Annotated in this window: 24 protein-coding genes and 1 riboswitch; all 24 genes read left to right on the top strand. The window is 44.1% G+C overall.

Translation table 11 applies throughout. From position 1 onward, the window contains the following. Window positions 1–777, top strand: a 777-nt coding sequence (locus tag HP568_RS20745) for an SLAP domain-containing protein (RefSeq protein ID WP_173630104.1), incomplete at its 5' end; no start/stop codon positions are given. Window positions 778–817: 40 nt separating this feature from the next. Further along, entirely contained in the window at window positions 818–1,813 is a 996-nt protein-coding gene (locus HP568_RS20740; protein ID WP_048035041.1) for an SLAP domain-containing protein, read from the top strand. Between the two features lie 199 nt (window positions 1,814–2,012). Further along, window positions 2,013–4,571, top strand: a complete 2,559-nt coding sequence (locus HP568_RS20735) for a S8 family peptidase (RefSeq protein WP_375154943.1) — start codon at window positions 2,013–2,015, stop codon at window positions 4,569–4,571. Window positions 4,572–4,632: 61 nt separating this feature from the next. Then, window positions 4,633–4,734: riboswitch (SAM riboswitch) on the top strand. Between the two features lie 132 nt (window positions 4,735–4,866). Then, the gene (gene metK / locus HP568_RS20730) at window positions 4,867–6,072 is read left to right on the top strand and encodes a methionine adenosyltransferase (RefSeq protein ID WP_048035039.1); all 1,206 of its coding nucleotides are present in this window, start codon (window positions 4,867–4,869) and stop codon (window positions 6,070–6,072) included. A gap of 151 nt (window positions 6,073–6,223) precedes the next feature. Next, on the top strand, window positions 6,224–7,240 hold the full coding sequence (locus HP568_RS20725; RefSeq protein ID WP_173630102.1) for a polysaccharide deacetylase family protein: 1,017 nt from the start codon (window positions 6,224–6,226) through the stop codon (window positions 7,238–7,240). Continuing rightward, on the top strand, window positions 7,237–8,379 hold the full coding sequence (locus HP568_RS20720; RefSeq protein WP_048035037.1) for a sensor histidine kinase: 1,143 nt from the start codon (window positions 7,237–7,239) through the stop codon (window positions 8,377–8,379). Before HP568_RS20725 ends, HP568_RS20720 begins: the two co-directional genes overlap by 4 nt. 33 nt (window positions 8,380–8,412) lie before the next feature. Further along, window positions 8,413–9,120 carry a response regulator gene (locus HP568_RS20715; RefSeq protein ID WP_017252297.1) on the top strand — a complete coding sequence of 236 codons (708 nt, stop codon included), beginning with the start codon at window positions 8,413–8,415 and terminating at the stop codon, window positions 9,118–9,120. Window positions 9,121–9,190: 70 nt separating this feature from the next. Continuing rightward, window positions 9,191–9,556 carry a glycosyltransferase family A protein gene (locus HP568_RS20710; RefSeq protein WP_048035036.1) on the top strand — a complete coding sequence of 122 codons (366 nt, stop codon included), beginning with the start codon at window positions 9,191–9,193 and terminating at the stop codon, window positions 9,554–9,556. 149 nt (window positions 9,557–9,705) lie between these two features. Further along, a complete protein-coding gene (locus HP568_RS20705) occupies window positions 9,706–11,694 on the top strand; it encodes an ATP-dependent helicase ComFA (protein ID WP_173630101.1) in 1,989 nt (662 codons plus the stop codon). Then, window positions 11,691–12,470: a ComF family protein gene (locus tag HP568_RS20700; protein WP_173630100.1), complete on the top strand. Its 780-nt coding sequence runs from the start codon at window positions 11,691–11,693 to the stop codon at window positions 12,468–12,470. Before HP568_RS20705 ends, HP568_RS20700 begins: the two co-directional genes overlap by 4 nt. 87 nt (window positions 12,471–12,557) lie before the next feature. Beyond that, window positions 12,558–12,986, top strand: coding sequence for a TIGR03826 family flagellar region protein (locus HP568_RS20695; RefSeq protein WP_048035033.1), 429 nt, complete (start codon window positions 12,558–12,560; stop codon window positions 12,984–12,986). A 110-nt stretch (window positions 12,987–13,096) separates the two neighbouring features. Then, a complete protein-coding gene (flgM, locus tag HP568_RS20690; RefSeq protein ID WP_106838057.1) occupies window positions 13,097–13,372 on the top strand; it encodes a flagellar biosynthesis anti-sigma factor FlgM in 276 nt (91 codons plus the stop codon). Window positions 13,373–13,444: 72 nt separating this feature from the next. Continuing rightward, window positions 13,445–13,936, top strand: a complete 492-nt coding sequence (locus HP568_RS20685; RefSeq protein WP_026134183.1) for a flagellar protein FlgN — start codon at window positions 13,445–13,447, stop codon at window positions 13,934–13,936. Window positions 13,937–13,948: 12 nt separating this feature from the next. After that, window positions 13,949–15,511: a flagellar hook-associated protein FlgK gene (gene flgK / locus HP568_RS20680; protein ID WP_173630099.1), complete on the top strand. Its 1,563-nt coding sequence runs from the start codon at window positions 13,949–13,951 to the stop codon at window positions 15,509–15,511. 32 nt (window positions 15,512–15,543) lie between these two features. Next, complete coding sequence (gene flgL, locus HP568_RS20675; protein ID WP_173630098.1) at window positions 15,544–16,431, top strand: flagellar hook-associated protein FlgL; 888 nt, start codon at window positions 15,544–15,546, stop codon at window positions 16,429–16,431. A gap of 27 nt (window positions 16,432–16,458) precedes the next feature. Then, window positions 16,459–17,034 carry a DUF6470 family protein gene (locus tag HP568_RS20670; RefSeq protein WP_173630097.1) on the top strand — a complete coding sequence of 192 codons (576 nt, stop codon included), beginning with the start codon at window positions 16,459–16,461 and terminating at the stop codon, window positions 17,032–17,034. A gap of 17 nt (window positions 17,035–17,051) precedes the next feature. Further along, window positions 17,052–17,453: a flagellar assembly protein FliW gene (locus tag HP568_RS20665; RefSeq protein ID WP_173630096.1), complete on the top strand. Its 402-nt coding sequence runs from the start codon at window positions 17,052–17,054 to the stop codon at window positions 17,451–17,453. A gap of 35 nt (window positions 17,454–17,488) precedes the next feature. Continuing rightward, complete coding sequence (csrA, locus tag HP568_RS20660) at window positions 17,489–17,719, top strand: carbon storage regulator CsrA (RefSeq protein WP_106656018.1); 231 nt, start codon at window positions 17,489–17,491, stop codon at window positions 17,717–17,719. 189 nt (window positions 17,720–17,908) lie between these two features. Next, on the top strand, window positions 17,909–19,057 hold the full coding sequence (locus HP568_RS20655; RefSeq protein ID WP_106656017.1) for a flagellin N-terminal helical domain-containing protein: 1,149 nt from the start codon (window positions 17,909–17,911) through the stop codon (window positions 19,055–19,057). A gap of 69 nt (window positions 19,058–19,126) precedes the next feature. Beyond that, window positions 19,127–19,462, top strand: a complete 336-nt coding sequence (locus HP568_RS20650) for a DUF8042 domain-containing protein (RefSeq protein WP_173630095.1) — start codon at window positions 19,127–19,129, stop codon at window positions 19,460–19,462. After that, the gene (locus HP568_RS20645) at window positions 19,455–22,448 is read left to right on the top strand and encodes a glycosyltransferase (protein WP_173630094.1); all 2,994 of its coding nucleotides are present in this window, start codon (window positions 19,455–19,457) and stop codon (window positions 22,446–22,448) included. Before HP568_RS20650 ends, HP568_RS20645 begins: the two co-directional genes overlap by 8 nt. Before the next feature lie 11 nt (window positions 22,449–22,459). Then, the gene (locus HP568_RS20640; protein WP_173630093.1) at window positions 22,460–23,425 is read left to right on the top strand and encodes an NAD-dependent epimerase/dehydratase family protein; all 966 of its coding nucleotides are present in this window, start codon (window positions 22,460–22,462) and stop codon (window positions 23,423–23,425) included. Then, complete coding sequence (locus HP568_RS20635; RefSeq protein WP_173630092.1) at window positions 23,425–24,537, top strand: DegT/DnrJ/EryC1/StrS family aminotransferase; 1,113 nt, start codon at window positions 23,425–23,427, stop codon at window positions 24,535–24,537. The genes HP568_RS20640 and HP568_RS20635 overlap by 1 nt, the downstream gene beginning before the upstream one ends. Then, a complete protein-coding gene (locus HP568_RS20630; protein WP_173630091.1) occupies window positions 24,534–25,187 on the top strand; it encodes a NeuD/PglB/VioB family sugar acetyltransferase in 654 nt (217 codons plus the stop codon). The genes HP568_RS20635 and HP568_RS20630 overlap by 4 nt, the downstream gene beginning before the upstream one ends. The last annotated feature ends 6 nt before the right edge of the window (window positions 25,188–25,193 follow it).

The following is a 25,193-nucleotide window of genomic DNA, read 5'->3' as shown; positions in this document are numbered from 1 at the left end:
CTATCCTTGAGCCCGATATGGGAAAGTGAGCTGGATTCGGAGAAAAAGTACACTCTCCGCTTTTTGCAAGCAGAGTTGCCTGAGATGGTACCAGGCATGATTAGCGTAACAGGCTTCAGTATGATTCCGCAGCCAAACGGAATGACTGTCGCTATGTTTTTCCGCAACGCCACAAATAAACCTGTGCGTATTAAAAATGTAGGATTAGCGATTTATCTGGACGACAAGCCTTTTGCGCGGATCAGAGTGGATTTGTCAGATATGGAGGCTATTCCACCGCATTCCAGCCGTCCATGGGAGGTTTTGTTCCCGGAAGAAAGCTATTTGCATGACAATTTCACCTTTAGCCGTTGGAAAGTGGTAATGAAGGCCAGCAGAAGTACACATGTTTGGCCTCGTACACTGGAGCTTGATCCTGAAATGGAGAAGCGCATGACTGATCGTCAAAAGGATCGTCTGGAAGCTTTGACACAGTCTTTGCCGTTGGTTCCTATTAATACGGTGGAAGTAACGGGTTTTGACATCCGGAAAACCGAGGAAGGAAACCTGGTGGTAGCCATGCTTTTCCGAAATGGACTCAGCCATGATTACCGTCCGGAAAAACTCAAATTGACGATTTCGGATTCAGATGGAGATGTAGTTGCGACAGGTTCTCTGGATGCAAGCACCATTCGGGTGAAGCCTGGAAACAGCCGTCCGTGGCTGATTGTATTCCCACCTAAATTTGTGAAAAAGCCTGATGCCGACCTGAAAAGATGGGCGCTTACTGTAGAGTAGAACGCACATTTTTTCAGGATGGGAAAGAGGAGGTTGCTATATGAGTTGGTTATTGGAAAATTGGTTTGGTTCCAAAGAGAGCTTGGAGCAAGTACGCGAAGATATTCATGAGAATCTTCATAGAGAGTTTTATTTGGGTGTATCCGGACTGGATAATCCGCAACAATCTGCGAACCGTGTGGACTCGAAGGAACTGTTTTTGGTGATGAACGGTCCCTGGGAAAATCAATTGGATGACGCTGAGCAGGAGCTATTGCAATACGCGCATGATGAAATGCCTCCAGTGGTTCGTAACGAAGTGGGTATCATTCCGTTCTTCACGCAGGTTACCAATGATGGTTATCTGGTTCTTACCTACATTCGCAATGCGACAGAGCGCAGCGTTTTGCTTCAAAAGCTCCCGTTGTCTTTGGTTACGGAGGACGGAGAAGAGGTCGCGAGAAAAACGTTTGACCTGGTTGCTTCGGGACCAGTAGGAGAGATGTCCAGTCGCCCGATGGAATTTATGTTCCGTTGGGATGAGTTCGACCGTATCCCTGAAAAAGAGATACCTCTGATGCTGACTTTTATCAAGCCTAAAAAGCACGAAGTAGAGGATAACCAAAATTATAATTGGGGTCTGAGTGCAAATGAGTCGGAGCAGTATTTGCAACAGGCTGAAGAGAAGAATCCGATTGTAGAGGGCGAAGTAGATTTGCAAGTCCTCGATATCAAGCCTGGTGAAGATAATGGCTTGAAAGTTATCGTTGCTTTCCGTAACGGATTAGGAAAACGTCTGGAGTTTACCGAAGTACCAATTATTGTTCATGATAAAGCGGGCGATACGGTAGCACGTGTACACTTCACATTGGAAAACATGAAGGTGGAAGCGAACAGCCATCGCGTGTGGGCGTTCGATATTCCTTCCTCTTCCTTTAAAAAAGAAACGGTAAATATTGCTGAACTCACTGCCTTTATTCCGAAAGCGCAACAACGAAAAAAAGAAAAAGCTCAGGTAGCACCTGAAGTAGAAGACAATAAAGGTTTGTTACAGTAAGGAGAAAAACCCTTTTTGCCGATGGTGAAAAGGGTTTTCTTCTGTGAAAACGTTCCAAATATTGGAGAATGAGGGTTGCGTGTCCCCCTTTTCATCCGCTATGCTAAAGACCAGATGACAAATACCTGAATTCCTTTTAGACTGCTACTTTTGCAGGGGAGAGAAGGAAGGACTGTTTTACATGAAAAGATCAGTGAACATGTCAGTGACTGTTACATTAATGGTCACGCTCATTATGGCAAACAACCAATCAGTCTTCGCAGCAGCACCTCCCGCATCCAATGACTACTATTTGACCAACCAGCTGCATCTCAGTCAAATTAAAGCAGATAAAGCTTGGCCAGCGGTAAATAGCAATGAGCAGATTATTATTGCTGTATTGGATTCTGGGGCAGATTATAAACACCCTGATTTAAAGGGCAATCTTTTGCCGGGTGTGAATCTCGTCAATCCCGGGAAGTCAGCACAGGACGACAACGGGCACGGCACAGAAGTAGCCGGTGTTCTTGCTGCTAGTGGAAATAATAATATCGGTGTTTCAGGTGTTCTTTGGAATGCCAGGATTTTACCGATTAAAGTCTTGAATAGCAAGGCGTCATCGGATGTAGAGCTGATTGCGAAGGGCATCAATGTAGCTTTGGATCGTGGTGCTAAAGTCATTGTGATGTCCTTTAGCAGTATGGCTTACTCCAAATCGTTGGCAGCTGCTGTACAACGCGCGGAGAGAAGTGGAGCCGTTTTGGTTGCAGCAAGTGGTAATGAAAGTAGCCGTGTGGCGTATCCGGCTGCGTATCCAACAGTCGTAGCGGTAGGGGCTGTGAGAAGTAACAATGAAGTCTTGTCTCAGGCAAATACGGGGCCTGAATTGAATATGGTTGCTCCTGGGTTGAATGTATACACAACGAAGCTTGGGGGAAAATACGGCTCGTTTAGTGGTACTTCAGCAGCGGCACCGCAAGTAGCTGGTGCAGCTGCGCTCATTCTCGCTCGGCACCCTAATCTTAGTCCATTTGATGTGAGGCAATTGCTTTATCAAACGGCTACTGACTTGGGGGAGAAAGGATGGGATCGGAAGACTGGATACGGCTTGTTAGATGTCAACAAAGCAGTAAAAACGGCACTTTCTTACGACTTTTTAGAGCCGAATGATTCTTCTTCCAAAGCGAAGGCGTTTCCGATTGAGTCACAAATACGCGGCAATTTGGGTCCAAAAGATACCGTAGATTGGCTGAAGATGGACATTCCTTACGATGGAAAGGTCAGCTTTACGGCTACAGTGACATCGGGTATTTCTTCAGCGATGGCTGCTACCTTTTACCCTGAGAATCGTCAACCGATTACACAGTACTTCGGGAATGGCGATACGATAACAGTCCCGGCCAAGGCAGGAAGAATGAACATCCGCTTAATGCGCAGTGGAGGCGTCAACAACGCTTTTACATACGTGTTGACGAGTAAATTTTCGATCAACCCTGACCGAAATGAACCGAACGATACACAAGAAACGGCAAGACCGCTCGTAGGGAACCAAATTAGTGTGACAGGCAATTTTCATGATGAAGGCGATCAGGATTGGTTCTCCTACTACGTTCGTGAGTACGGGCATTTAGATGTTTCTGTTAGCCCTGACAACAAACGAGTGGATCTGTTGCTGGGTCTTGGTAAACAAGCGCCCGGTCAAAAATCAGTAGTCTGGGATCCTCTGTACGATAATGGGACAAAGGACAATCCGACAGAGCGGGTCAGTAAAGAGGTGTCCCCGGGTAAATATTACATCCGTGTGAGCGAGTATTCGCGGAATGCAGTCAATGGCGAATACCAGCTGGATTTGGGGTACACGCCAGTTAAAAAGGATTTCAATGAGCCGAATGATACCTATCAAAAGGCGTCTCCGTTAAGCGGTGGGACAGTGATGTCAGGAACAATTCCGACAGCAACTGATTCCGACTGGTTCCAATTTACTGTGAATAGCGAATCATATGTGACATTCCGGGCGCCGTATATTCCTGTGGAGAGTGGCTTTCGTTTCGCACTTTACAGCGATCGAAACATGAACTATGCGCTTGCTTCGACGAATGAGGTAGCCGAGCTTTCCAATAGTGGGAATGACATTATCGGGTTGCGCTTGCAGCCAGGAAAATACTATGTACGCCTCAATAGCGGTACTGCATTCAAATATGAATCGTACCGACTCACGGTGACGCAGCAGAAATTGATAGCGGGCTATCGCGATATTTCCGACCACTGGGCACGCTCAGAGATCGTCAGACTTAGCTCTCGCGATATTGTAAATGGATTTAATGATGCGTCGTTCAAGCCGAATCAGGCAGTGACCCGTGCAGAGTTTGCGACGATGCTGCTTAAGTCGATGCGTGCGACCGGTTCCAAGGTAGCGACTACCTACACAGGAAAAACGACCTTCCGAGATATGCCAAAGCGGCACTGGGCGTATCACAACTTAGGTGTAGCCTACCAGTTAGGAATTTTGAAAGGGTACCCGAAGAGTGAAATGAAGCCGGATCAGCCGATATCGCGTGCAGAGATGGCAGTAATGATCGCGCGGGCACGTGATGTTTTGATGTATAACCGCGGTACCTCGAAATATCAGGATGTGCCAGCGAGTCATTGGGCTTCTCCTGCCATTGAAGCTTTGACATCTAGAAACTGGCTCAGTGGGTACGGATCTTCCTTTAAACCGAACGGAAGGGCAACGCGCGCCGAGGTAGTGGTGGTACTTTCCAAAGCCTATCAATTATAAGTAAAATTATTCCTATTGACATCTCTGAAAAAAACAATTATTCTATTATCCGTAATGGATACTCTTATCCAGAGCAGGCGGAGGGACTGGCCCTATGAAGCCCGGCAACCGATCTAGAGCGGTGCTAACCAGCAGAACGGACATCTGTTCTGGCCGATAAGAGGATGAAGGAAGCAAAAAACGCTCAAACCTTTTCCTCCTAAAAATGGAAAAGGTTTTTTATTTGCGTTTACGTAGATAAAATCCTGACTCGGCTACCACACTATTTGTATGAGGTCAAAGGAGGTATTTTCTCATGGCTTTGCAAAAAGGTCGTCGTCTGTTTACATCCGAATCTGTAACTGAAGGACATCCGGATAAAATTTGTGACCAAATTTCCGACTCCATCTTGGATGCGATCCTGTCCAAAGATCCAAACGCTCGCGTAGCTTGCGAAACTTCCGTAACTACTGGTTTGGTTCTCGTAGCAGGTGAAATCACTACAAACACTTATGTGGATATCCAAAAGCTCGTTCGTGAAACCATTCGTGAAATCGGTTATGACCGTGCGAAATTCGGTTTTGACGCTGATACTTGCGGTGTTATTACTGCAATTGGCGAGCAGTCCGCTGACATTGCACTTGGTGTAGACCAAGCATTGGAAGCACGCGAAGGCCAAATGACTGACGCTGAGATTGAAGCAATTGGTGCTGGTGACCAAGGTTTGATGTTTGGTTTTGCATGCAATGAAACACCTGAACTGATGCCACTTCCGATCAGCATGTCCCACCAATTGGCTCGTCGTCTGACGGAAGTACGTAAAAACGGAACACTTGCTTACCTCCGTCCTGACGGAAAAACACAAGTAACTGTTGAGTACGATGGCGACAAACCAGTTCGTATCGATACAATCGTTATTTCTACCCAACATGCTCCTGAAACAACACTGGAGCAAATCAAGCAAGATCTGGTAGAACACGTAATCAAACCAGTTGTTCCAGCTGAACTGTTGGACGCTGAAACCAAATACTTCATCAACCCAACTGGCCGTTTCGTAATTGGCGGACCACAAGGGGATGCTGGCTTGACTGGCCGCAAAATCATCGTAGATACTTACGGCGGTTATGCTCGTCATGGCGGCGGTGCGTTCTCCGGTAAAGATCCGACAAAAGTTGACCGTTCCGGTGCTTACGCAGCTCGTTATGTAGCGAAAAACATCGTGGCTGCTGGCCTCGCAGACAAATGCGAAGTACAAGTTGCTTACGCGATTGGTGTAGCACAACCAGTTTCCATCGCAGTTGATACATTCGGTACAGGTACCATTTCCGAAGAAGCTCTGGTGAAATTGGTTCGCAAACACTTCGACCTGCGTCCTGCTGGTATCATCAAGCAGCTCGACCTGCGTCGTCCTATCTACAAACAAACAGCTGCATATGGCCACTTCGGACGCAATGACCTGAATGTTCCTTGGGAGCAAACAGACAAAGCAGAAGTTCTGAAGCAAGAGGCTGCTCAACTGTAATATTGCTGAATGACATAAAAAGAGCCTGGTATTGCTACTGGGCTCTTTTTCGTTTTAGGAGCAAAGTCATCCAATTATTGGGTCGATTGTTGCACAGGAATTTGTAGGACTGTGTCGAATCTCCTAGTGAGGAAGTAGAGGAGGGGTTTTTTTGCCGAACAGAAGGCTCTTCCTGATCGTGTTTCTTACTTTTTTGTTTTTTGCAGTGGCTATTGGGTTGTTAGGCGAATCTTTTCTGGAAAAAAAGAATAAACAAGAAGTGCAACCTTTTCCCCAAGTGGATACGTCTATAAGCATAAGTGAGACAAAAAATGCTGAGCCAAACGTCACACCAATTGAAGAAGCAGCGGTTCAAACGAAAAAGTGGTATAACAATCAGGTTGTGGTTTTGACGTACCATCATGTTACGGATCAATCGAATCAGCGGTATGTCATAGCTCCTGACCAATTTGCCCGACACATGAAATTTTTGCATGATAACGACCTGAATCCGATTTCGTTGGATGAGTTCCTGCGATTTATGGAGACGGGTACCTTACCGACTGAGAATGCTGTTTTGATTACGTTTGACGATGGGTATGAGAGTTATTACAAAGAAGCATTTCCGATCTTACGTACATACGGCTACCCTTCAGTGAACTTCGCAATTGCGGGGCGCTTAAGAGATGTAGCCGACCGAAAACGGGAGAATATGACGCCACCACTTACGCGTCAACAGGTTAACGAAATGATTCATACGGGACTGGTTATGATCGGGTCCCACACGTACAGTCTGCATGAAGAGGAAGAACGAAATGAGTGGGGCGATCTTGGCCCAGAAACAGCTCCGGTCTATCTGAAAGACTTGCAGCGTTTAGAGGACGAGAAAGAGTACAGGGACCGCCTCTATGTGGATTTCAGTATATCTCGCGTCAGCTTAAGCGAATGGATGAAGCAAGAGATCAAAGTCATCTCGTTGCCGTTTGGATTCACAAGTCCAATCGTACTGGAGACAGCACGTCAAGCTGGCTACCGCTATGTGTTTACATCCAATCGTGGATTCGTAAAACAGGGAACAGATCCGTTTGCCATTCCACGCAATGACATGGGACTGCGAGATGTAGAAGAAGAGCACCTCCAACAGTTGTTCACGAAGGCTAAAAATGAGTTTGAAGGAGAGCAATCATGAACAAAGCGATAGACATCAGCGTGCTGGACGGGGTGATCAAACGAACGATTGAAACCGTAGAAACGAGTAAAACCCAAATATTTGATATAGCAGAAAACGCCAGACAGCATGGCAACTCATTGAAGTTCGATTTACATGAACTTCGACAAGAGATTTCCAAAGTGATTCAAAAAGTCGATGCGCTTGAACTCGCGTATCGCAAATCGCGCAACAAGCTCGTGTTGGTCAGTCGTAATTTTCATATGTACACGGAGGAAGATATCCGGGTTGCGTATGAAGAGGCGAGCCGTATTCAGGTAGAGCTGTCCATTTACCGCGAGCGGGAAAACAATTTGAAGCGCAGAAGAAATGATTTGGAGCGTCAACTGCGTACTTTGGAAGAAACCATCGTCCGTGCAGAAAAGCTGGTTTCTCAAATGGGCGTCGTGCTTGGTTACTTGACGGGTGACTTAAGCAAGATAGGCGAGGCGCTGGAATCGGCTAAGCAGCATCAGTTGATGGGCCTAAAGGTAATCCAGGCTCAGGAAGAAGAACGCAAGCGTGTCGCGCGCGAAATTCACGACGGTCCAGCTCAATCGATGGCGAATGTCGTGTTGCGCTCGGAAATTGTAGAGCGCATGTTGAAAAACGAGCGCATTTTAGAAGCGCAAATGGAACTTCACGAGCTGAAGGAAATGGTACGCTTGAGCTTGGCGGATGTTCGACGTATTATTTTTGATTTGCGTCCAATGGCATTAGATGACTTAGGGCTAGTACCTACCTTGCAAAAATATATTCAAACGTGCGAAGAGCGTATTCAGTCTTCCATCGATCTGGTAGTATTTGGTGTGGAGCCTCCTTTGCGAAGTTCAGTAAAGGCTGCGATCTTCCGTTTGGTTCAGGAATGTCTGAACAATGTGGAGAAGCACGCAGGCGCTACGACCGTTCAAGTGAAGCTGGAATTTGTACAAGATTCGTTAAGCCTTGTCGTCAAAGACGATGGGGTCGGATTCGATCTGGAAAAACGCATGGCGAATGGCAACTCTTTTGGACTCTTGGGAATGCGTGAGCGTGTACAGCTCTTAGAAGGCAGTGTCGAGCTGCAATCCACTCCGGGAGAGGGAACCAAGGTTATATTCCAAATACCGATAAAATTGTGACATGATACGTAAATAAGTACTGGGGGATGAACCATGGATAAGAGACAGCAAGAACTCCGCATTGTGATTGTGGATGACCATCAATTATTTCGTGAAGGCGTAAAGCGAATATTGGAAATGGAAGAAGATTTCAAGGTCGTCGGGGAAGGTGCGGACGGAGGAGAAGCCACCGTATTGGCGGAAGAGCACAAGCCGGATGTCTTGTTGATGGATATTAATATGCCAAACATAAATGGCGTTTCTGCTGCAGAAAATGTGATTTCTGTAAGCCCTTCTACTCGCGTGATTATGCTTTCGATTCATGATGATGAGGGGTATGTGTATCGTACACTCCGCGCTGGAGCGTCGGGCTACTTGCTAAAGGAAATGGGAACGACAGACCTCGTTGACGCTGTGCGTGTAGTAGCGAGTGGTGGTGCGTACATACATCCAAAGGTGACGGGCAAGCTCATTGAAGAATTCCGTCGTCTGAGCGAGCAGGAAGGGACGGCAGAGCGTAGCTTCTCCGTAGATGAATCGCAAGCCATCGATCCAAAAGTGATCGAATCGCTTACCCGTCGCGAGCGAGAAGTATTGCAACTGATGGCAGAAGGGAAAAGCAATCGTGCCATTGGGGAATTCTTGTTTATTAGTGAAAAGACGGTTAAAAATCACGTTAGCAGCATTTTGCAAAAGCTCAATGTTCAAGACCGAACACAAGCTGTTGTCATCTCCATTAAAAACGGCTGGGTGAAACTGTAGGAAGCGCTTCCTATTTGCACTCTGTTCAAGCCGTGCGGCATACCTTGGTATAGGAGGAGGTATGACCGTGATGGAAGAGCTGATTGTATGGCTTTTGGCAGCATTTGGCTGCTCCTCTTTGTTGGTAATGATCGCGGAGCGCTGGACTAATCGGACGGATAGCGCGAGCGAGCTCCCGCATGAGCATTATCGATTGCTGGTGCGCAATTCGGAACAGGTGCTGGAACGTGTAGTACGGAGTCTGCTGTTTCGCTCGTATTGGAGTGGCAGACCTATCCGAATTACCTTGATAGATGATGGATCAGACGATGATACGAAAAAGATGACAGCCGTCTTGAATCGTTATCCGTACGGACATTGTTTGGGAGACGGACAGGAGGAGATGACGGCTGGAACCATCGTCATTGATCTGCGGGAGACAAAAGAGGGAGCATAAAAGTTTGGTGAGTGTAAATATTACGAGCTGTCGACAATAGATCGGCGGCTTTTTTATTTTTCTACGACCTGATTTTGGTTCCGAAATTTATTTGCCGGACCTGTCTGTCTTTTTGCACACTAAGGGCATGAGGGCGGGGGTGTGAGCGTATGCGTGAGTATTTGCTGTATATCAAGGCTTGCGGCGGATCAACACCACAGGTGCAGACTTATGTTACGCCGAGCTTTTCTGTAGATCGTTCTTTTTGGCAGGAGAGAGAAGGGTGTGTCCTGCATGTCATCGGAAAGACGTCTTCGCTTGCTCTGGCTTTTTCCTTGCGTGCGAAGGTGAACGGGTATGTGATGGAACAAGTCGGTAAAGGGCGGATGCTGACTGATGGATATGTAAAAGAGTTGAGAGCGCTGGCGGTAAGTAGCGTGTGCGAGGCGAGCAACTTATATGGACGGGAAGCAGTGAGTATACAGGACCGCCGGGAGCAGGGATGGTTTTCTTGGGAGTCGGTTGAGGAGAGTGTGAAAGTCTCGTATCGAGGTAGCAAAGTATCGGGGAAATTGCCGGGTGCTCAGTTGGGCTTTTTGGGTGGTCGCGAACTTTTTCGAAGGAGCTCATCGGTCGAGAAACCACAAGAAGCTGTTTTGAGCGAGATTTTAGACGGGCGTGCACTCCTTTGGGATGAAGTGGAGTCCTTGCTGAAAAAGCGAGGGGTGGACGTGCATGATTTGTCAGCCGTTTTGCATTCTTTCGTGCTCGCAAATAAAGTGCAGTGGCGACCGGGCATTCGGTTTGCGGTTACAAAAGGATGGTGGCGCAATCGGCTGGAGTTGGTCTGTGAACGCTGCGGAAGTGCAGGGGCGAAGGTGGAGTTTACTTATTGTCATACGTGTGAGCAAGGCTGCGCTTATTGCACAGCTTGTTTAGGGATGGGCAGGAGTAAGTGTTGTACACCGTATTTTTTAATGGATGCAGGGGCATCCCTTATCCGTAGCGCAGATCACATACAGAACGTGGCGAGATTGGAGTGGGCGGGGAAGTATTCGGCAGATCAATCGCGGGCGGCTGAGCGAGCGCGTTGCTTTGTAGCCAATCCGAGGCCGGGGCTGTCGGAGTTTTTGATCTGGGCAGTTTGTGGAGCGGGCAAAACAGAGTTGTTATTCCCTTCTGTTACAGAGGCACTTGCTGCTGGCGGTCGCGTTTTGATTGCGACACCTCGAAAAGACGTCGTGTTGGAGCTGGCTCCGAGGATTCAGCGAGTCTTTCCCGGGGCTAAAGTGATAGCCGTCCACGGTTCGAGCTCAGAGAAGTGGGAAGAGAGTGACATCACGATTGCGACCACGCATCAGGTCATGCGCTTCCATCAGCGTTTTTTGCTGGTCGTTCTCGACGAGGCTGACGCGTTCCCCTATCATAATGATCCTATTTTGTATCGCGCTCTATCCAGAGCGGTGAAAAAGAATGGGAAGCTCCTCTATTTAAGCGCGACACCTCCGGGATATTTGCAAAAGCGGCTCGTTAGAAAAGGGCGCTCATTCCTAGGCTCGTCTGGCGCGATACCGCTATTTTCTGATACGCATGTTCTGTTGCCTGGGCGCTATCATGGTGCTGCGCTTCCTGTCCCCAAGATTCTCACGGTACAAGGCTTACATAAGCGTGTTCAGACGAATCGATTCGTGGCACCGTTTATAGAAGCGGTGAGTACTTCCCTGAATGAATGCCGACAAGCTTTTGTGTTTGTCCCGCGAGTTGATGAAATTGACAAGGTGCTATCGTACCTTCAAAAGTGGCTTCCTGCTCACGCGGGGGAGATGGCCGGTGTTCATGCGGCAGATCCTATGCGGGAGGAGAAGGTACTTGCATTTCGAGAAAAGCGTTATACCGTCATGGTGACGACTACGATTCTGGAGCGGGGTGTGACCATACCCAAGAGTGACGTAGTAGTGGTAGGCGCGGAGGCGCCAGTATTTGACGAGGCGTCATTGGTGCAGATAGCAGGACGAGTAGGACGATCCGTTGATGATACGACAGGTAATGTTCTATTTTTACAAGCAGAACGCGCTACTTCTCCAAAGCGGGCCGTCAGACAGATTTCACAGATGAACAGCTTGGCTCAAAAGCTCACGGAACAAAGAGGCCTTTCATGACCAGTGGGATGTGTGTAGGTTGTGGTGGACATATCGCAGCTCTCCAAAAGGAAACGGTCGTTCGTGAAAAGGCCCGACAGCTATCCAATCAGGCGAGCTATCCAGTCATCTACCGGATGTTAAAAGGGCTTATGTTGTGTGGAGCTTGTCTTGATGCTTTACCTGTGATTGGGCGTGATATTTGCCAGCGGTGCGGGCGGGATATGGTGATTCAGGTTAGTATCGGCAACGAAGGGCTATGCAGGGATTGTGTTTATGGAGAAGATGAGCAGATATTGGTGGCAAATCGAAGCTTGCTTCGCTATGAAAAAGGAGAGAAGGATTTGCTCGGAATGTTTAAATACCGCGGTGACGAGCGGCTAGCTTTATACTACGGTACGCTTCTCGCCATTACGGTTCAGCGTTATTACAGGGCCATGAGTTTTACCTGTATCACGACGGTTCCTTTACATCCGCAACGTTTGCGGGAACGCGGCTTTAATCAGGTGGATTTGCTGGCCCGCCATTTAGGAGCAGCGATCAAGATTCCCGTGAGACCATTGCTACGACGAGCGAAGGACACTCCGAAGCTAAGCAAACAGAGAGGGCGCGCAGCACGTCACGAAAGCATGCGCGAAGCTTTTGTATGGGATAGCGAGGATATGCCCTCTGCTGCTAAAATCCTGCTCATGGACGATATTTATACGACTGGTTCGACGTTGCGTTCGTGCGCGAGGACAATCAGAGAACATTTGGGGCCAAGCTGTGAAATATATTCCTTGACAATATACCGATAGCCAGTTTGGAAAAATTAAGCTATTATGTAGGCATACAACGGATATGGAACCGTATGAACTTTCTGAACGGAAAAGGGGTTGTCCGATATGTCTATGGGCAAGTTGGCAAACTGCTCGCGGTGTGATGCTGTATTTGTACAAGCAGTCCGTGACATTTGCCCCAAATGTCATAAAGAAGTGGAACAAGAATATGAAGCATGCGCCCAGTTTTTGCGTAAGCGCGAAAATCGCGGATCGAATATTCACCAAGTAAGCGAAGCTACAGGCGTGAGCGTGAAGCAAATCACGAAGTTTATCAAAGAAGGGCGCATTTCAGTTGCTGGAAATCCCAACCTTGGCTATCCATGTGAGCGCTGCGGTTTTTTGATTCGAGCAGGCAACATTTGCGAATCTTGTCTAAAAGGCTTGAAGCACGAAATCACGCAACAACTCGAGGTAGAGCAACGTTTGGAGGATCTCCAACGCGCCGATCTGGCTCAGGCAGCTTATCGAAGAAAGCAGAATAGTGACGAATAGTTTTGTGCAAAAAAACTAATCGTACATGATGAAATTGCCGATGATACTACTAAGAGGTGTCATCGGTTTTTTCTATGAAAAGACCGTTGGTATGAGAGGATGGTAATCAGATGCGGATTAATGAACCTAACCGTGTCGGGATGATCAATGCTTACAACAAGACAGGTAACAACCAGGTAGGCAAAAGCGGCAAAATCCCGATGGGCAAGGATGAAGTGAACATTTCCACAGAAGCGCTGGAAATGCAAAGGCAAGTAGAGGATGTCAACTCTCCACAACGTCGGGAAAAAGTGGAGCAGTTGAAGAAGCAAGTGGAGGAAGGAAAATATCACGTCTCAAGTGAGCGAATCGCTGATAAGCTCCTGTCCTTTTGGAAAAAGCTGTAACACAGATCTAAAGAGGGCTTTTTGAACAGCCTCTTTAAATAGTTTTCGATGGAAGATGAGGAGAAGCAAGGAATGAACAGACTCTACGATCTGCTCGACAACTTGATCCAGTTGCACAAAGCCTTGTACACCTTAGCCATGCACAAAAAAGAGGTGCTGGTAAAAGGGAATGTGGATGAATTGATAGCCATTACACGCCAGGAGCAAAAACTGATCAAGGGCGTCACAGAAGCTGAAGCAGCCCGCCAGCAAGTTGTAAAAGAACTGACAGCACAGAAGGGCTTTGCGCTGCAAGAAGGCACACTGGCTGAATTGATCAAGTTGACGACCAGTGCGGAAGAGAAGATGCGACTCACTTCCTGTCGTAATGAGCTAAGCCGGATTGTGACCGAACTGCGCGATGCTAACGACCTGAATCAGCAGTTACTGGAGCAATCCCTTTCTTTTGTAAACATGACGCTCGACCTGATCACGGATACGCCCGAGGACGACTTCATCTACGGAAGACCGACCTCGGATACGTATCGTCAGGCTAATCGAACTTTTTTCAATAAAAAAGCGTAAAGAGGTGTCGAAATGCGCTCTACTTTTCATGGAATTGAAGTCAGCAAACGCGGCTTGTTCGCTCAACAGTCCGCGCTAAATACAACGGGACACAATATCTCCAATGCGAATACGGAAGGTTACAGTCGCCAGCGCGTGAATATGCAAGCTACGACTGGGTTGCCTTATGTGGGATTACAAACAAATATTGAAGCGGGATTATTAGGGACAGGTGTGAATGTCGTTGGTATCCAACGTATGAGAGAAAACTATCTGGACCTGCAATTCCGTAACCAAAATAAAGATTTTGGTTATTGGGAAGCTCAAAGAGATGCTTTGGGTAAAATTGAAGGAATCATGAATGAACCCTCAGATACGGGCTTGCAAAAGGTTATGGATGAATTGTGGAAATCCTGGCAGGATTTATCCAAAGAGCCAGAGAGCCTGTCTGCACGTGCGGTAGTAAGGCAAAGAGCCGTTGCGGTTGCAGAGACATTCACGGCACTTACTACTTCTCTGACTGATTTGCAGACAGATTTGGATAATGTGGTCTCTACGAAAGTAATAGATATTAATTCAATATCAAATCAAATAGCTAATTTGAATAGACAAATTGGAGACTTGGTGCCCCATGGCTACCAGCCCAATGATTTGTATGATCAGCGTGATTTGTTGTTAGACAAATTAGGCAAACTGGTTAATGTAAGAGTTACCGATGCTGGAAGCGGGATGATTAATGTAACTGTTGATGGAAGGGAACTAGTCAATGGTTCACAAGCTGTTGCCATGGGGGTAGTGAGGAATCCAACGACAAACTTATTTGATGTAACACTTGGTGGCGAAGCTTTTGTGCCGCAATCTGGCGGACTTTTGGGTACGATGGAAGCACGCGGGCTACCAGTAGTCGATCCTATCACTGGTCAATCAAAAATAAGTGGACCAGTTGCAAATATGCTTGACCGGTTAAATATTCTTGCGGTGAATATGACAAAAGAAATAAACGATTTGCATCGCAAGGGTATGAACCTGAATGATATTGAAAACAGAAAAACAAATCCTGGTGGGCCTCTTGCAGATTTACCGTTTTTTGTAGATGCTGACGCTGTAAAAGCAGATCCAAATACAAAAACTTATCCTACGAGCTCTGCTAAATTACAAGTAAATCCGGCCATTATGGCAACTCTAAATTCGCTTGCTGCGGCATCAGTCGAAACAACAGGAACGTCAGCGGGAACTTCATTCCAAGGTGATGGTTCCAATGCGTTGGCTATTGCAGGGATTAAATACAAATCCCTTTCTCTTTCCATTGGCTCTGCTACTCAGCCGGAGACTACTACATTAGATGACTTTTACCGCTATGCTATCGCTCAACTAGGTGTAGATAGTCAAGAAGCGCAACGTATGGAAAAGAACTCGGAATTGTTGTTAGGGCAAGTTGATACTCAGAGACAATCAGTTTCAGGTGTGTCCATCGATGAAGAAATGTCTGATCTAGTAAAATACCAGCATGCATATAGTGCTGCTGCACGTGCAATGACGAGCTGTGATGAGGTATTAGACAAGATCATTAACGGAATGGGACGGGTAGGACTGTAAAATTACTGTAGATAAAAGAAGAGGTGAGGAATATGGCAATTCGTGTTACGCAAAATATGCTCAATAATAACATGATGAGGAATCTAAATAACTCCATGGGCATCATGGATAAATATCAAGAGCAGCTTTCTTCTGGACGTAAAATCGCCAAGCCATCTGACGATCCGGTGGTGGCAGCTAGGGGGATGCTCTATCGCTCGTCGCTTATGGAAAATAATCAATACCAACGCAACGCAACAGAAGCCCAATCATGGCTGGAACTGTCAGATGATTCGATGGATCAGGCGACCGATGTATTGCAACGTGTTCGGGAGCTTCTAGTACAGTCCGGGGATGCTAGCTTGGCGGATGATTCGTTGATCGCCATGGGAGAAGAGATTAAACAATTGAAGAACCAACTTGGAAGCATTGCGAACGCAACGGTTGGTGGGCGTTACATATTTGCGGGAACGGATACTCTGACTGCACCTTACCAGGGTGGAGATTTCGTAAATCAAAACTCATCGGAGATTCGGTTGGAAGTTAGTAAACAGGTTTACGTTCCAATCAACGTGAATGGTCAGACTATTTTCAATAAGAAAGATGCCGACGGAGATAACGTATTCAAGCTTCTGGATGCTGTTGCTTCAAAATTGTCTACTGGAGCTCCGGCGAATGATATGCTGGAAAAAATGGATTTTCAAATGGATAATTTAATGGCGGAAAGAGCGGCACTGGGAGCTCGAGTAAACCGGATTGAATTGGTGCACGCTCGTTTGGCAACCGAGGAAGTCAATGTGAGTGGCCTGATGAGTACCAACGAAGACGCTGATGTTGCTGAAGTGATTACAAACTTGAAAACTCAAGAAAATGTCCATCGTGCAGCTCTGGGAGCTGGTTCGAGAATCATCCAACCAACCTTGCTTGATTTTCTGCGATAGTATTTGGGGGAAAGGAGCGTATGGTTGATGCGTATTCCTCAGATTCAGATGCAACAGACGTATGCTCAGTTAGGGTTGAATATTAATAGACCAGTGCAGGATATTCAACAGCCACAAGCAGAACTTAATTTGCGCCAAGAGGCAGCGATTATCGAAATACGTCAAGCGAAGGGCTCACTAACGATAGATTCAAGTGAAGCTCGTGAAAATATCGATATGCGCGGACCGCTCAGACGAACGAGAGATAATGCAGACTATGGATATCGTATGGCTATGGAAGCGATTGCGAACATTAGTCAAGAAGGCGACCAATTAAGAGCCATAGAAAATAAAACGGATGCTGTTGTGGCAATTTCTCAACAGGAATCAATGCCGAGAGATTCGGAGATCATAGCTGCAGGTTCTTTGGTTGGGGATGGTATCGAGATGCGATATGACTTGCAACCACTTGATATTCAAGTACAGGAACGTGGAGCCACAATGGATCCGGAGATTAAGAAGCCTATTCATAACTACACGCCTGGCAAAGTGGAACCGTATATACTCCGTTGGAATAGCTTGCAAATTGAAGTTGCCGGCTTACACGTGGATCAAAGGATATAAATAAAGGAGACATGTAAATGTCAGGAATCCAAGAAATCTCCGTTGGTAAGCTTTTTTTTGAAGATGGGCTACCGGGTTTCCCCGAGATGCAATTTTTTCAAATTAGCAAAGAGGATGCAAATGTACCGTTTTTTCAAATGCAGTCGACAGAAGATGAGTCTATAGGCTTTTGGCTAGCAGATCCATTTGTTTTTGTACCAGATTATCAATTTGATCTGCCAGATTATGCAAAAGCGGCTTTGCGTTTGGACGAAGAGGACATATCCGTTGCTGTCCTCAACATTATTACGCTTCGGGAAAAAGGGCAGGTAACCATCAATCTGAAGGCACCTATTGTAATTAACCGTAATAATCGGATGGCCAAACAGGTTATTCTAAATGAAGAGAAATACTCATTGCGTCATCCCCTGTTTACATAGCAGGATAAACCGGTTAAAGGGGCAGGTGATTATTGATGTTGGTATTGTCTCGAAAAATGGGCGAGTCGATTATGATCGGGGATCAAATCGAAGTGAAGGTAGTATCAGTAGATGGGGATGCGATACGTTTAGGAATTAGTGCCCCAAGAGAAATCAGTGTTCACCGCAAAGAGATATATATAGGAATCAAAGAAGAAAATGAGCTTGCCTCCCAGTCCAAAGTAGACTGGGAGACGATGAAAAAGTGGATAGAAGAGAAAAGCTAACTCATAAATCTGGCGAACCTACAAATTTCGTCAGATTTTTTTATTTCTAGTAATAAAACTGCTAAACTGCTGCTCATGCTTAGCCGATATATATAGTGAGAGGGAAATCACACAAGCGCGCGATTGGGTGGTATCCCTAATTAAAAGAGCCACATGGACGTGGCCTTAATTATCAAGGAGGAAAAACACATGCGTATTAATCACAACATTTCTGCAATGAACACTCACCGTGCTCTGTCTGCAAACACAGCTAACTCTGCTAAATCTTTGGAGAAATTGTCTTCCGGTCTGCGTATCAACCGTGCTGGTGACGATGCTGCGGGTCTCGCAATCTCTGAAAAAATGCGTGGTCAAATCCGCGGTTTGGACATGGCTCAAAAGAACTCCCAAGATGGTATCTCCCTGATCCAAACAGCTGAGGGTGCGTTGACTGAAACTCACAGCATTCTGCAACGTATGCGTGAACTGGCTGTTCAATCTTCCAACGATACTAACACAGACTCTGACCGTGCAGAACTGCAAAAAGAGATCGACCAATTGATCGAAGAAGTCGATCGTATTGCTAACACAACTGAGTTCAACACGCAAAAACTGTTGAACGGTGCTAAGAGCGGTATTAACACTGAGGCTAGCACTGTTGTAATTAACGAAAAAACATCTGATGTCTTCAAAAGTGTTAAAGCTGCTGGTGGCGCTTCGACAGTAGCTGACTCTTCTTACAATATTCGTATTTCCGAGAAACAAGGTACTTCTTCCTTCAAAATTGAATGGACTGATCAAAGAGGAAAAACTGCATCTACCATTATTAATGGTGCTGCAGCGACTTCGTTCGCAATTGGTGGAGCCACTTTGGGTGTAAAACTCTCCTTGGCGACGTTGTCTACTTTGAGCATTGGTAAGGAAGCAACTGTTACTTCCCGTGCGGCTGTAAATGACATTTCTGATTCTTCTTTGACTTACCAAATTGGTGCTAACTCTTCTCAAACTATGCGTGTTAGCATTGAAGACATGAGAGCTAAAGCATTGAACATTGACGGTATCTCTGTAAAAACGACTTCCGCTGCTGAAGCATCCATCTCTGCTATTAACAAGGCTATCGAAGATGTATCGACTCAACGTGCAAAATTGGGTGCATTCCAAAACCGTTTGGAGCACACAATTAACAACCTGGGTGCAGCTTCTGAGAACTTGAGCGCTGCTGAATCCCGTATCCGCGATGTAGACATGGCGAAAGAAATGATGGGCTTCACGAAGAACAACATTCTGACGCAAGCTGCTCAAGCGATGCTGGCTCAAGCTAACCAACAACCACAAGGCGTATTGCAACTTCTCCGTTAATTTTACGTCTTGAATATTTATAGTAAAAGCCAACGTGATGTTGGCTTTTACTACCTTTTGGGAGGAAAAATGGAAAATATTTATTTACTTGCACGTACCTCAAAAGAATTGATAAACAATCTGAAAGAAAGATGTTTGACCATTGCCGACCTGTTTAGAAAAGGTGAAGTTCAAGAAGGTAATGAACGACTGTTATTCTTCTTGGAGGATGTAAATACATTGTTGGAAGCATTACCTCACATTAGCTCCACCTATCCAGCTATTTCGATTGAAGAGCTAAATGAAAAACTAACTCAAGTACTTGAACAGATGGAAAGTAACGATTACCTCTTTGTTGCTGATCTATTACATTACGAACTACAACCATTATTAGACCTCTGGAGTGGGACGATTAACGATGGATAAGAAAATTAAGCTCAGCATTTGCATGATCGTAAAAGACGAAGAAAAAAACCTGGATAGATGTTTAGTCAGCTTGCAGCCTTTGATGGCCCGATCAGATGTGGAACTAGTAGTTGTTGATACAGGTTCAACTGACAAAACGGTTGAAATTGCCCAGCGTTATACGCAAAAAGTTTACTTTCATGCTTGGAACGGAAACTTTTCTGAAATGCGTAACATCTCTATCTCTTATGCAACGGGGGAATGGCTATTCATCATTGATGCAGATGAAGAATTGCAAGATCCCGAGAAGCTGAGCTTATTGCTTGATCGACCCGAACTCTTTCAATTTAATACCATTGTAATTAAAGTTAAAAATTTCATTTCTTCTGACTATAGTATTTTTATAGTGAATAAATCAGAACGTCTGTTCCGAAATGATGGATTCTGTTACCAAGGTTCTGTGCATAATCAACCACAATTTCAAGGGCCGATCTTATCTATCACGGATGTATTTTTAAACCATTACGGTTATAACAGTGAAGATGCAGAACTGATGGAAAAAAAGTTTCAAAGAACAAGTACCCTGCTTATTAATGAATTAAAGAAAGATCCACAAAACATCTACTATCACTTCCAACTGTGTAGAACGTATTCCATGCATGACGATTTACAGAAGGCATATGACCAAGGGAAGGTTGCTTATTCCTTATTAAAAGAAAAAGATACTAATACACAAGCAAAATACATTTACGTCTTTAATGAATTTGTTAGAATGGCTTGTCTTTTAGGTAAGTATGAAGAGGCAAGAGAGGTTTGTTATGAAGGATTGAATATTAACGAAAATTATATTGATCTTCAATATTATTTGGGATATTGTCACGAAAAGCTCCGTGATGAAGAAGCGGCTTACGAATCTCGTACTAAGTTTTTGCAGCTCCATAAAAAATTTACTGAAGATGGATTCGAAGACAATGGATTGATTGAGTTGTATAAATTGGATGATAATTCCAAGTATGAGATTTTGTTTAAAATCGCCCATTTTCACTACAATCAGAAAGATTATGTGAAGGCTGAAGAGCATCTACAAAAAGTTATTGATAACGAAGCCAAAATCCGGTTGTATACAAAAGTACTTCTAGATGGAAAACAATTTACTCGTTTACGTGAATACTATGACTCTTTACCAGAAGAGTTTAAGAATAGATTTATTACAGATTTAGAAACACACCGCAAAACCCTAGATAAAGAGGAACAAATTCAATTGTCACTCGCTTTCAAGGAAGGTGAAGGGCGATATTACCAATTTAACAATGTTCGTGCAGCTAGTACAGATAAAGCGTGGGTAGAAGCTAAAGCGTTTTTAGCCAAATACGATATGAACGAAATTCCTTTGTTCTATGCAGAGGTATTCGAGCCGTTAATGCAAAATAGCACGACTTTTTGGCAAGAGGTAAAAAAATTAAAGAGTACAACAGTAAGAAAAGTCATTAAAGAGTTGATTGACCTAAATGTAGAAAGCAAAGTTGCCCTTAGAAAATTGCTGTCGGAAGTCAAATTAAGACAAGACGATTATCAAGGGAATCGAATATATATATGCGTTTCATACGTTTTGCTTATTGTGGCACTAGAGGACGATACTGAAGTAAGACCTGATAAGGACCAACTTTTTAGTGGCTACATTGAACATGGATTGAACTGCATTCAATTTTACTATCAGATGGATCGAATTCGTCTAATCTATAAGACACTTGAAAATGAAGAAGAGCAGTTTTTTATACTTATGTATTTATATAAACAAGCAATTGAAACAAACAATATGAAGGTAGCTATAAAATATATTAGTGAAGCCACGAGTGTTTACCCAGTTATGAGTCCATTTTTGAAATATAAAACCAATCTATTAAATGTGAGGGTTCAGAAAGAAGGCATCATTCACTCCATTGAGGTAGATGCAGAAAAACATGACTTTGTTAATAGTGGCAGTCTGGCATCTTTATCTGTGTTGCATGGAACAATGGAAATTGCAAATCAAATGAATCATTTAGTAACGGGTCTGAAAAATAATAACGTGTATGCACGGTCTTTGAACTTTTCTCCGAGCTATCTTGGTTATCAATGTGACTATACGTTGGATTTATCTAAGATAAACGATACCGAAGAAATACAAAAAAACACTTTGGAAATACTTAGAAAATCTGTACAACACTTCAACGTTTTTCATTTTCACTTTGGAACCTCGATGCTGCCTAATCTTTCAGACTTGCCGCTATTAAAGCAGGCTGGGAAGAAAGTATTCATGCATCATTGGGGATCAGATGTACGTATGAAATCAATCGCAACAAAGTTGAATCCGTTCATAAAAGTAAAAGACCAAGATGAAGAGCAAATAAAGAGACAGCTATCTTACCTCGGACAACATATAGATCATTGCATTGTTGCCGATGCGGAACTGTATGAATACGTAAAAGGTTACTATAAGAAAGTATCTTTTATTCGCCAAGCGATTGATACAACAGTTTATCGACCAGCAGAAGAATATGAACCGAGAAAAAATAAGCCAACAATTGTGCATGCACCTACTTCACCTGAATATAAAGGTACGAAATACATCATGCAAGCAATTGAGAATTTAAAGAGCAAGTATGATTTTAATTTTACATTGATTCAAAATACCTCTCACGAAGAAGCGAAGAAAATTTATCAGGATGCCGATATTATTCTGGATCAAATACTTGGTGGAAGTCATGGTTTATTGTCATTGGAGGCCATGGCGATGGGGAAACCGGTGATTTGTTATATTGCTGATTTCATGAAAGAGTTTTATCCTAAGGAACTTCCGATTATCTCAGCCAATCCAGAAACGATTACCGAAAAAATAGAAATGCTGTTGAAAGATTTTGAACTAAGAAAAGAACTTGGAATGAGTGGCAGAAAGTATGTAGAGACTTATCATGATTTAAATAAAGTGAGTGCTGAGTTAATAGATTTATATCTAAATGAAGGATAAGAGGGGACACCATGTATTCTCATGACATTCAAGGAGAAACGATTTTTGTAACAGGTGGGGCTGGATTTATTGGATCGACACTGATTGGAAGACTTGTTCAAAACAACCAAGTGATTGTCTACGATAATTTTGCCAGAAATGCGTTAGAATCAAAGGATTTTTATAATCACCCAAATCTTACAGTAATCAAAGGTGACGTTCTAGATTTAGAATCATTGAAACAATGCATTCAAGGCTCAACGTATGTAATTCATGCTGCTGGAATCGCAGGTATTGATACTGTAATTAAAAGTCCTATCACAACCATGAAAGTGAATATGATTGGATCAGCAAACGTGTTAGAGGCAGCAGCTACCTTATCTGCTTGCAAGCGTGTCGTTTGTTTTAGCACGAGTGAAGTATTTGGCCAAATTGCTTTTCGTTCAGAAGAAACCAGTTCTACTGTATTAGGAGCTGTGGGTGAAGCACGGTGGACATATGCGGTTAGTAAATTAGCGGAAGAGCACTTGGCATATTCGTATTATAAAGAACAGGGACTTCCAACCGTAACGGTCCGGCCTTTTAATATTTATGGACCTGGACAAGTGGGTGAAGGGGCTATTCGTAACTTTATTGTCAGAGCTCTGAGAGATGAAACATTGTATATTCACGGAGATGGGACACAAATTAGGGCATGGTGCTATGTAGACGATATGGTAGAAGGAATATTAAGATGCATGACTTCTCCTAAAGCGAAAGGAGAGTCGTTTAATATTGGAAATGAAAGAGCAGTTACAACGATTTATGGTTTGGCAAACACGATTATTCGAGTTTTAAATTCAAAATCAACTATTCAATTTGTAAAACAAGAACATGCAGATATCGAACTTCGTGTACCTAAAGTAAACAAAGCAAAAGAACTGCTAGATTTCGAAGCAATGGTGGATCTAGAGGAAGGGATTCAATACACAGCAGACTATTATAAGGGGAATTACTGATGATAAGGTTAACACAACCCTATATTAGTTCAGATGAAATTCATGCAATGACTGAGGTATTACAATCTGGAATGCTTGTCCAAGGGCGACGAGTCCAGGAATTCGAACAAAATTTAGCGACATACATGCAGGTTAATTATGTGTCTGTTGTTTCCAGTGGAACTGCTGCGTTGCATCTTGCCTTAGCTGCATTAGAATTGGGACGAGGCGATGCTATTATTGCCCCATCCTTTACTTTTCCAGCTACCGTAAATGTTGTCGAATTACAGGGAGCAAGACCAGTTCTCGTAGATGTCACAAGTGGAAGTTTTAACATAGACCCCAAACAGTTAAAGGACACAATAAAGACTTGGAATGGTCCAGAAAAATTAAAAGCAATTATAGTAGTTCATGAATTTGGTGCACCCGCTGATATGGAAATCATCATGAATATTGCTAAAGAGCATGATTTGTATGTTATTGAAGACGCAGCATGTGCTTTAGGTTCAATTAGCAATGGCAAACACGTAGGGTGCTTAGGGGATATCGGATGTTTTTCTTGGCATCCACGAAAGTCTATCACAACGGGCGAAGGTGGAGCTATCGTTGCGAAAAGTGAATCTCTTCATCAAAAAATAAACATACTTAGAAATCATGGAATCCAAAGGCTTGAAGATGGATCAATTGATTTTATAGTCCCAGGATTCAACTATAGATTGACAGAATTTCAAGCTGTTTTGGGAAATCTTCAGTTACAAAGATTTCAGTATAACCTTGAGAAAAGAAAGCAGCTTGTGAAAGTTTATAAAAGAGAGCTGGAAAGTGTAGAGTATATTACCCTACCAGAAATGATAGATGGTCACTCTTGGCAGACTTTCATGATCGTTCTAAACACTCAGCATGATCGAGCAAAAGTGATAAAATGTCTAGCAGAAAAAGGAATTGAAGCCAATTTAGGCGCTCAAGCCATTCATATGATGTCTTACTATAAGGAAAAATATCACTTCGGCTTGAATCAGTTTCCAAATGCTAAATTGTTCTATGAAAAAGGCTTGGCCCTACCATTACATCCATTATTAACGGAAGAAGAGATCACATATATTTCTCACACATTACGAGAGGTGCTTAGGTGAAGAAAATTATTATTATCGGAGCAGGTCCTCTTGGAATAGAAGTGTTAGAAACAATTAACCTTATTAACGTCCTCTCTGGGAAGCAAGTATACATTTGCCAAGGCTTCTTAGATGATGACAAGGAAAAGTGGAATACGAGTATACTTGAGATTCCTATTTTAGGACCGATAGCGGAAGCTAACAAATTCAGAGACTCAGTTTTTGTGTTTGCTTTAGGTAGTCCGAACAATTATTACAAGAGGGAAGAGATATTTGAAAAAATTGGGATTGGTCAATTCCAGTTGGAAACGATTATTCACCCAAGTGCTGTAGTATCTCGATTAGCAAGAATTGATAAAGGCTGCCTCATTATGCCGTATTCTATTATTGGGCCAGGTGCTCACCTAAATTGTTGTGTGATTGTTTCTCCACACGTAACTGTTAATCATGGAGTGGAAATTGGCGATTTTACAATTATCGCAGGAAATGTAAGCATTGCAGGAGAGGTCACAGTCGGAAGAAGTTGTTATTTGGGAATGGGAAGCCAAATTAAAGGTGAACTTACATTGGAAGACTACTGTTTAGTCGGTATGGGAAGTAATGTATTGGATAATGTGGCAACGAAAACGGTAGTTGCGGGAAACCCTGCGAGAATATTAAAAGGAACTTAATGTTAA

The organism is Brevibacillus sp. MS2.2, from assembly GCF_013284345.1.
In the GTDB taxonomy this organism is placed as follows: domain Bacteria; phylum Bacillota; class Bacilli; order Brevibacillales; family Brevibacillaceae; genus Brevibacillus; species Brevibacillus brevis_C.
Note: the sequence above shows the minus strand (reverse complement) of the source record. Positions and strands in the feature narration are given on the sequence as shown.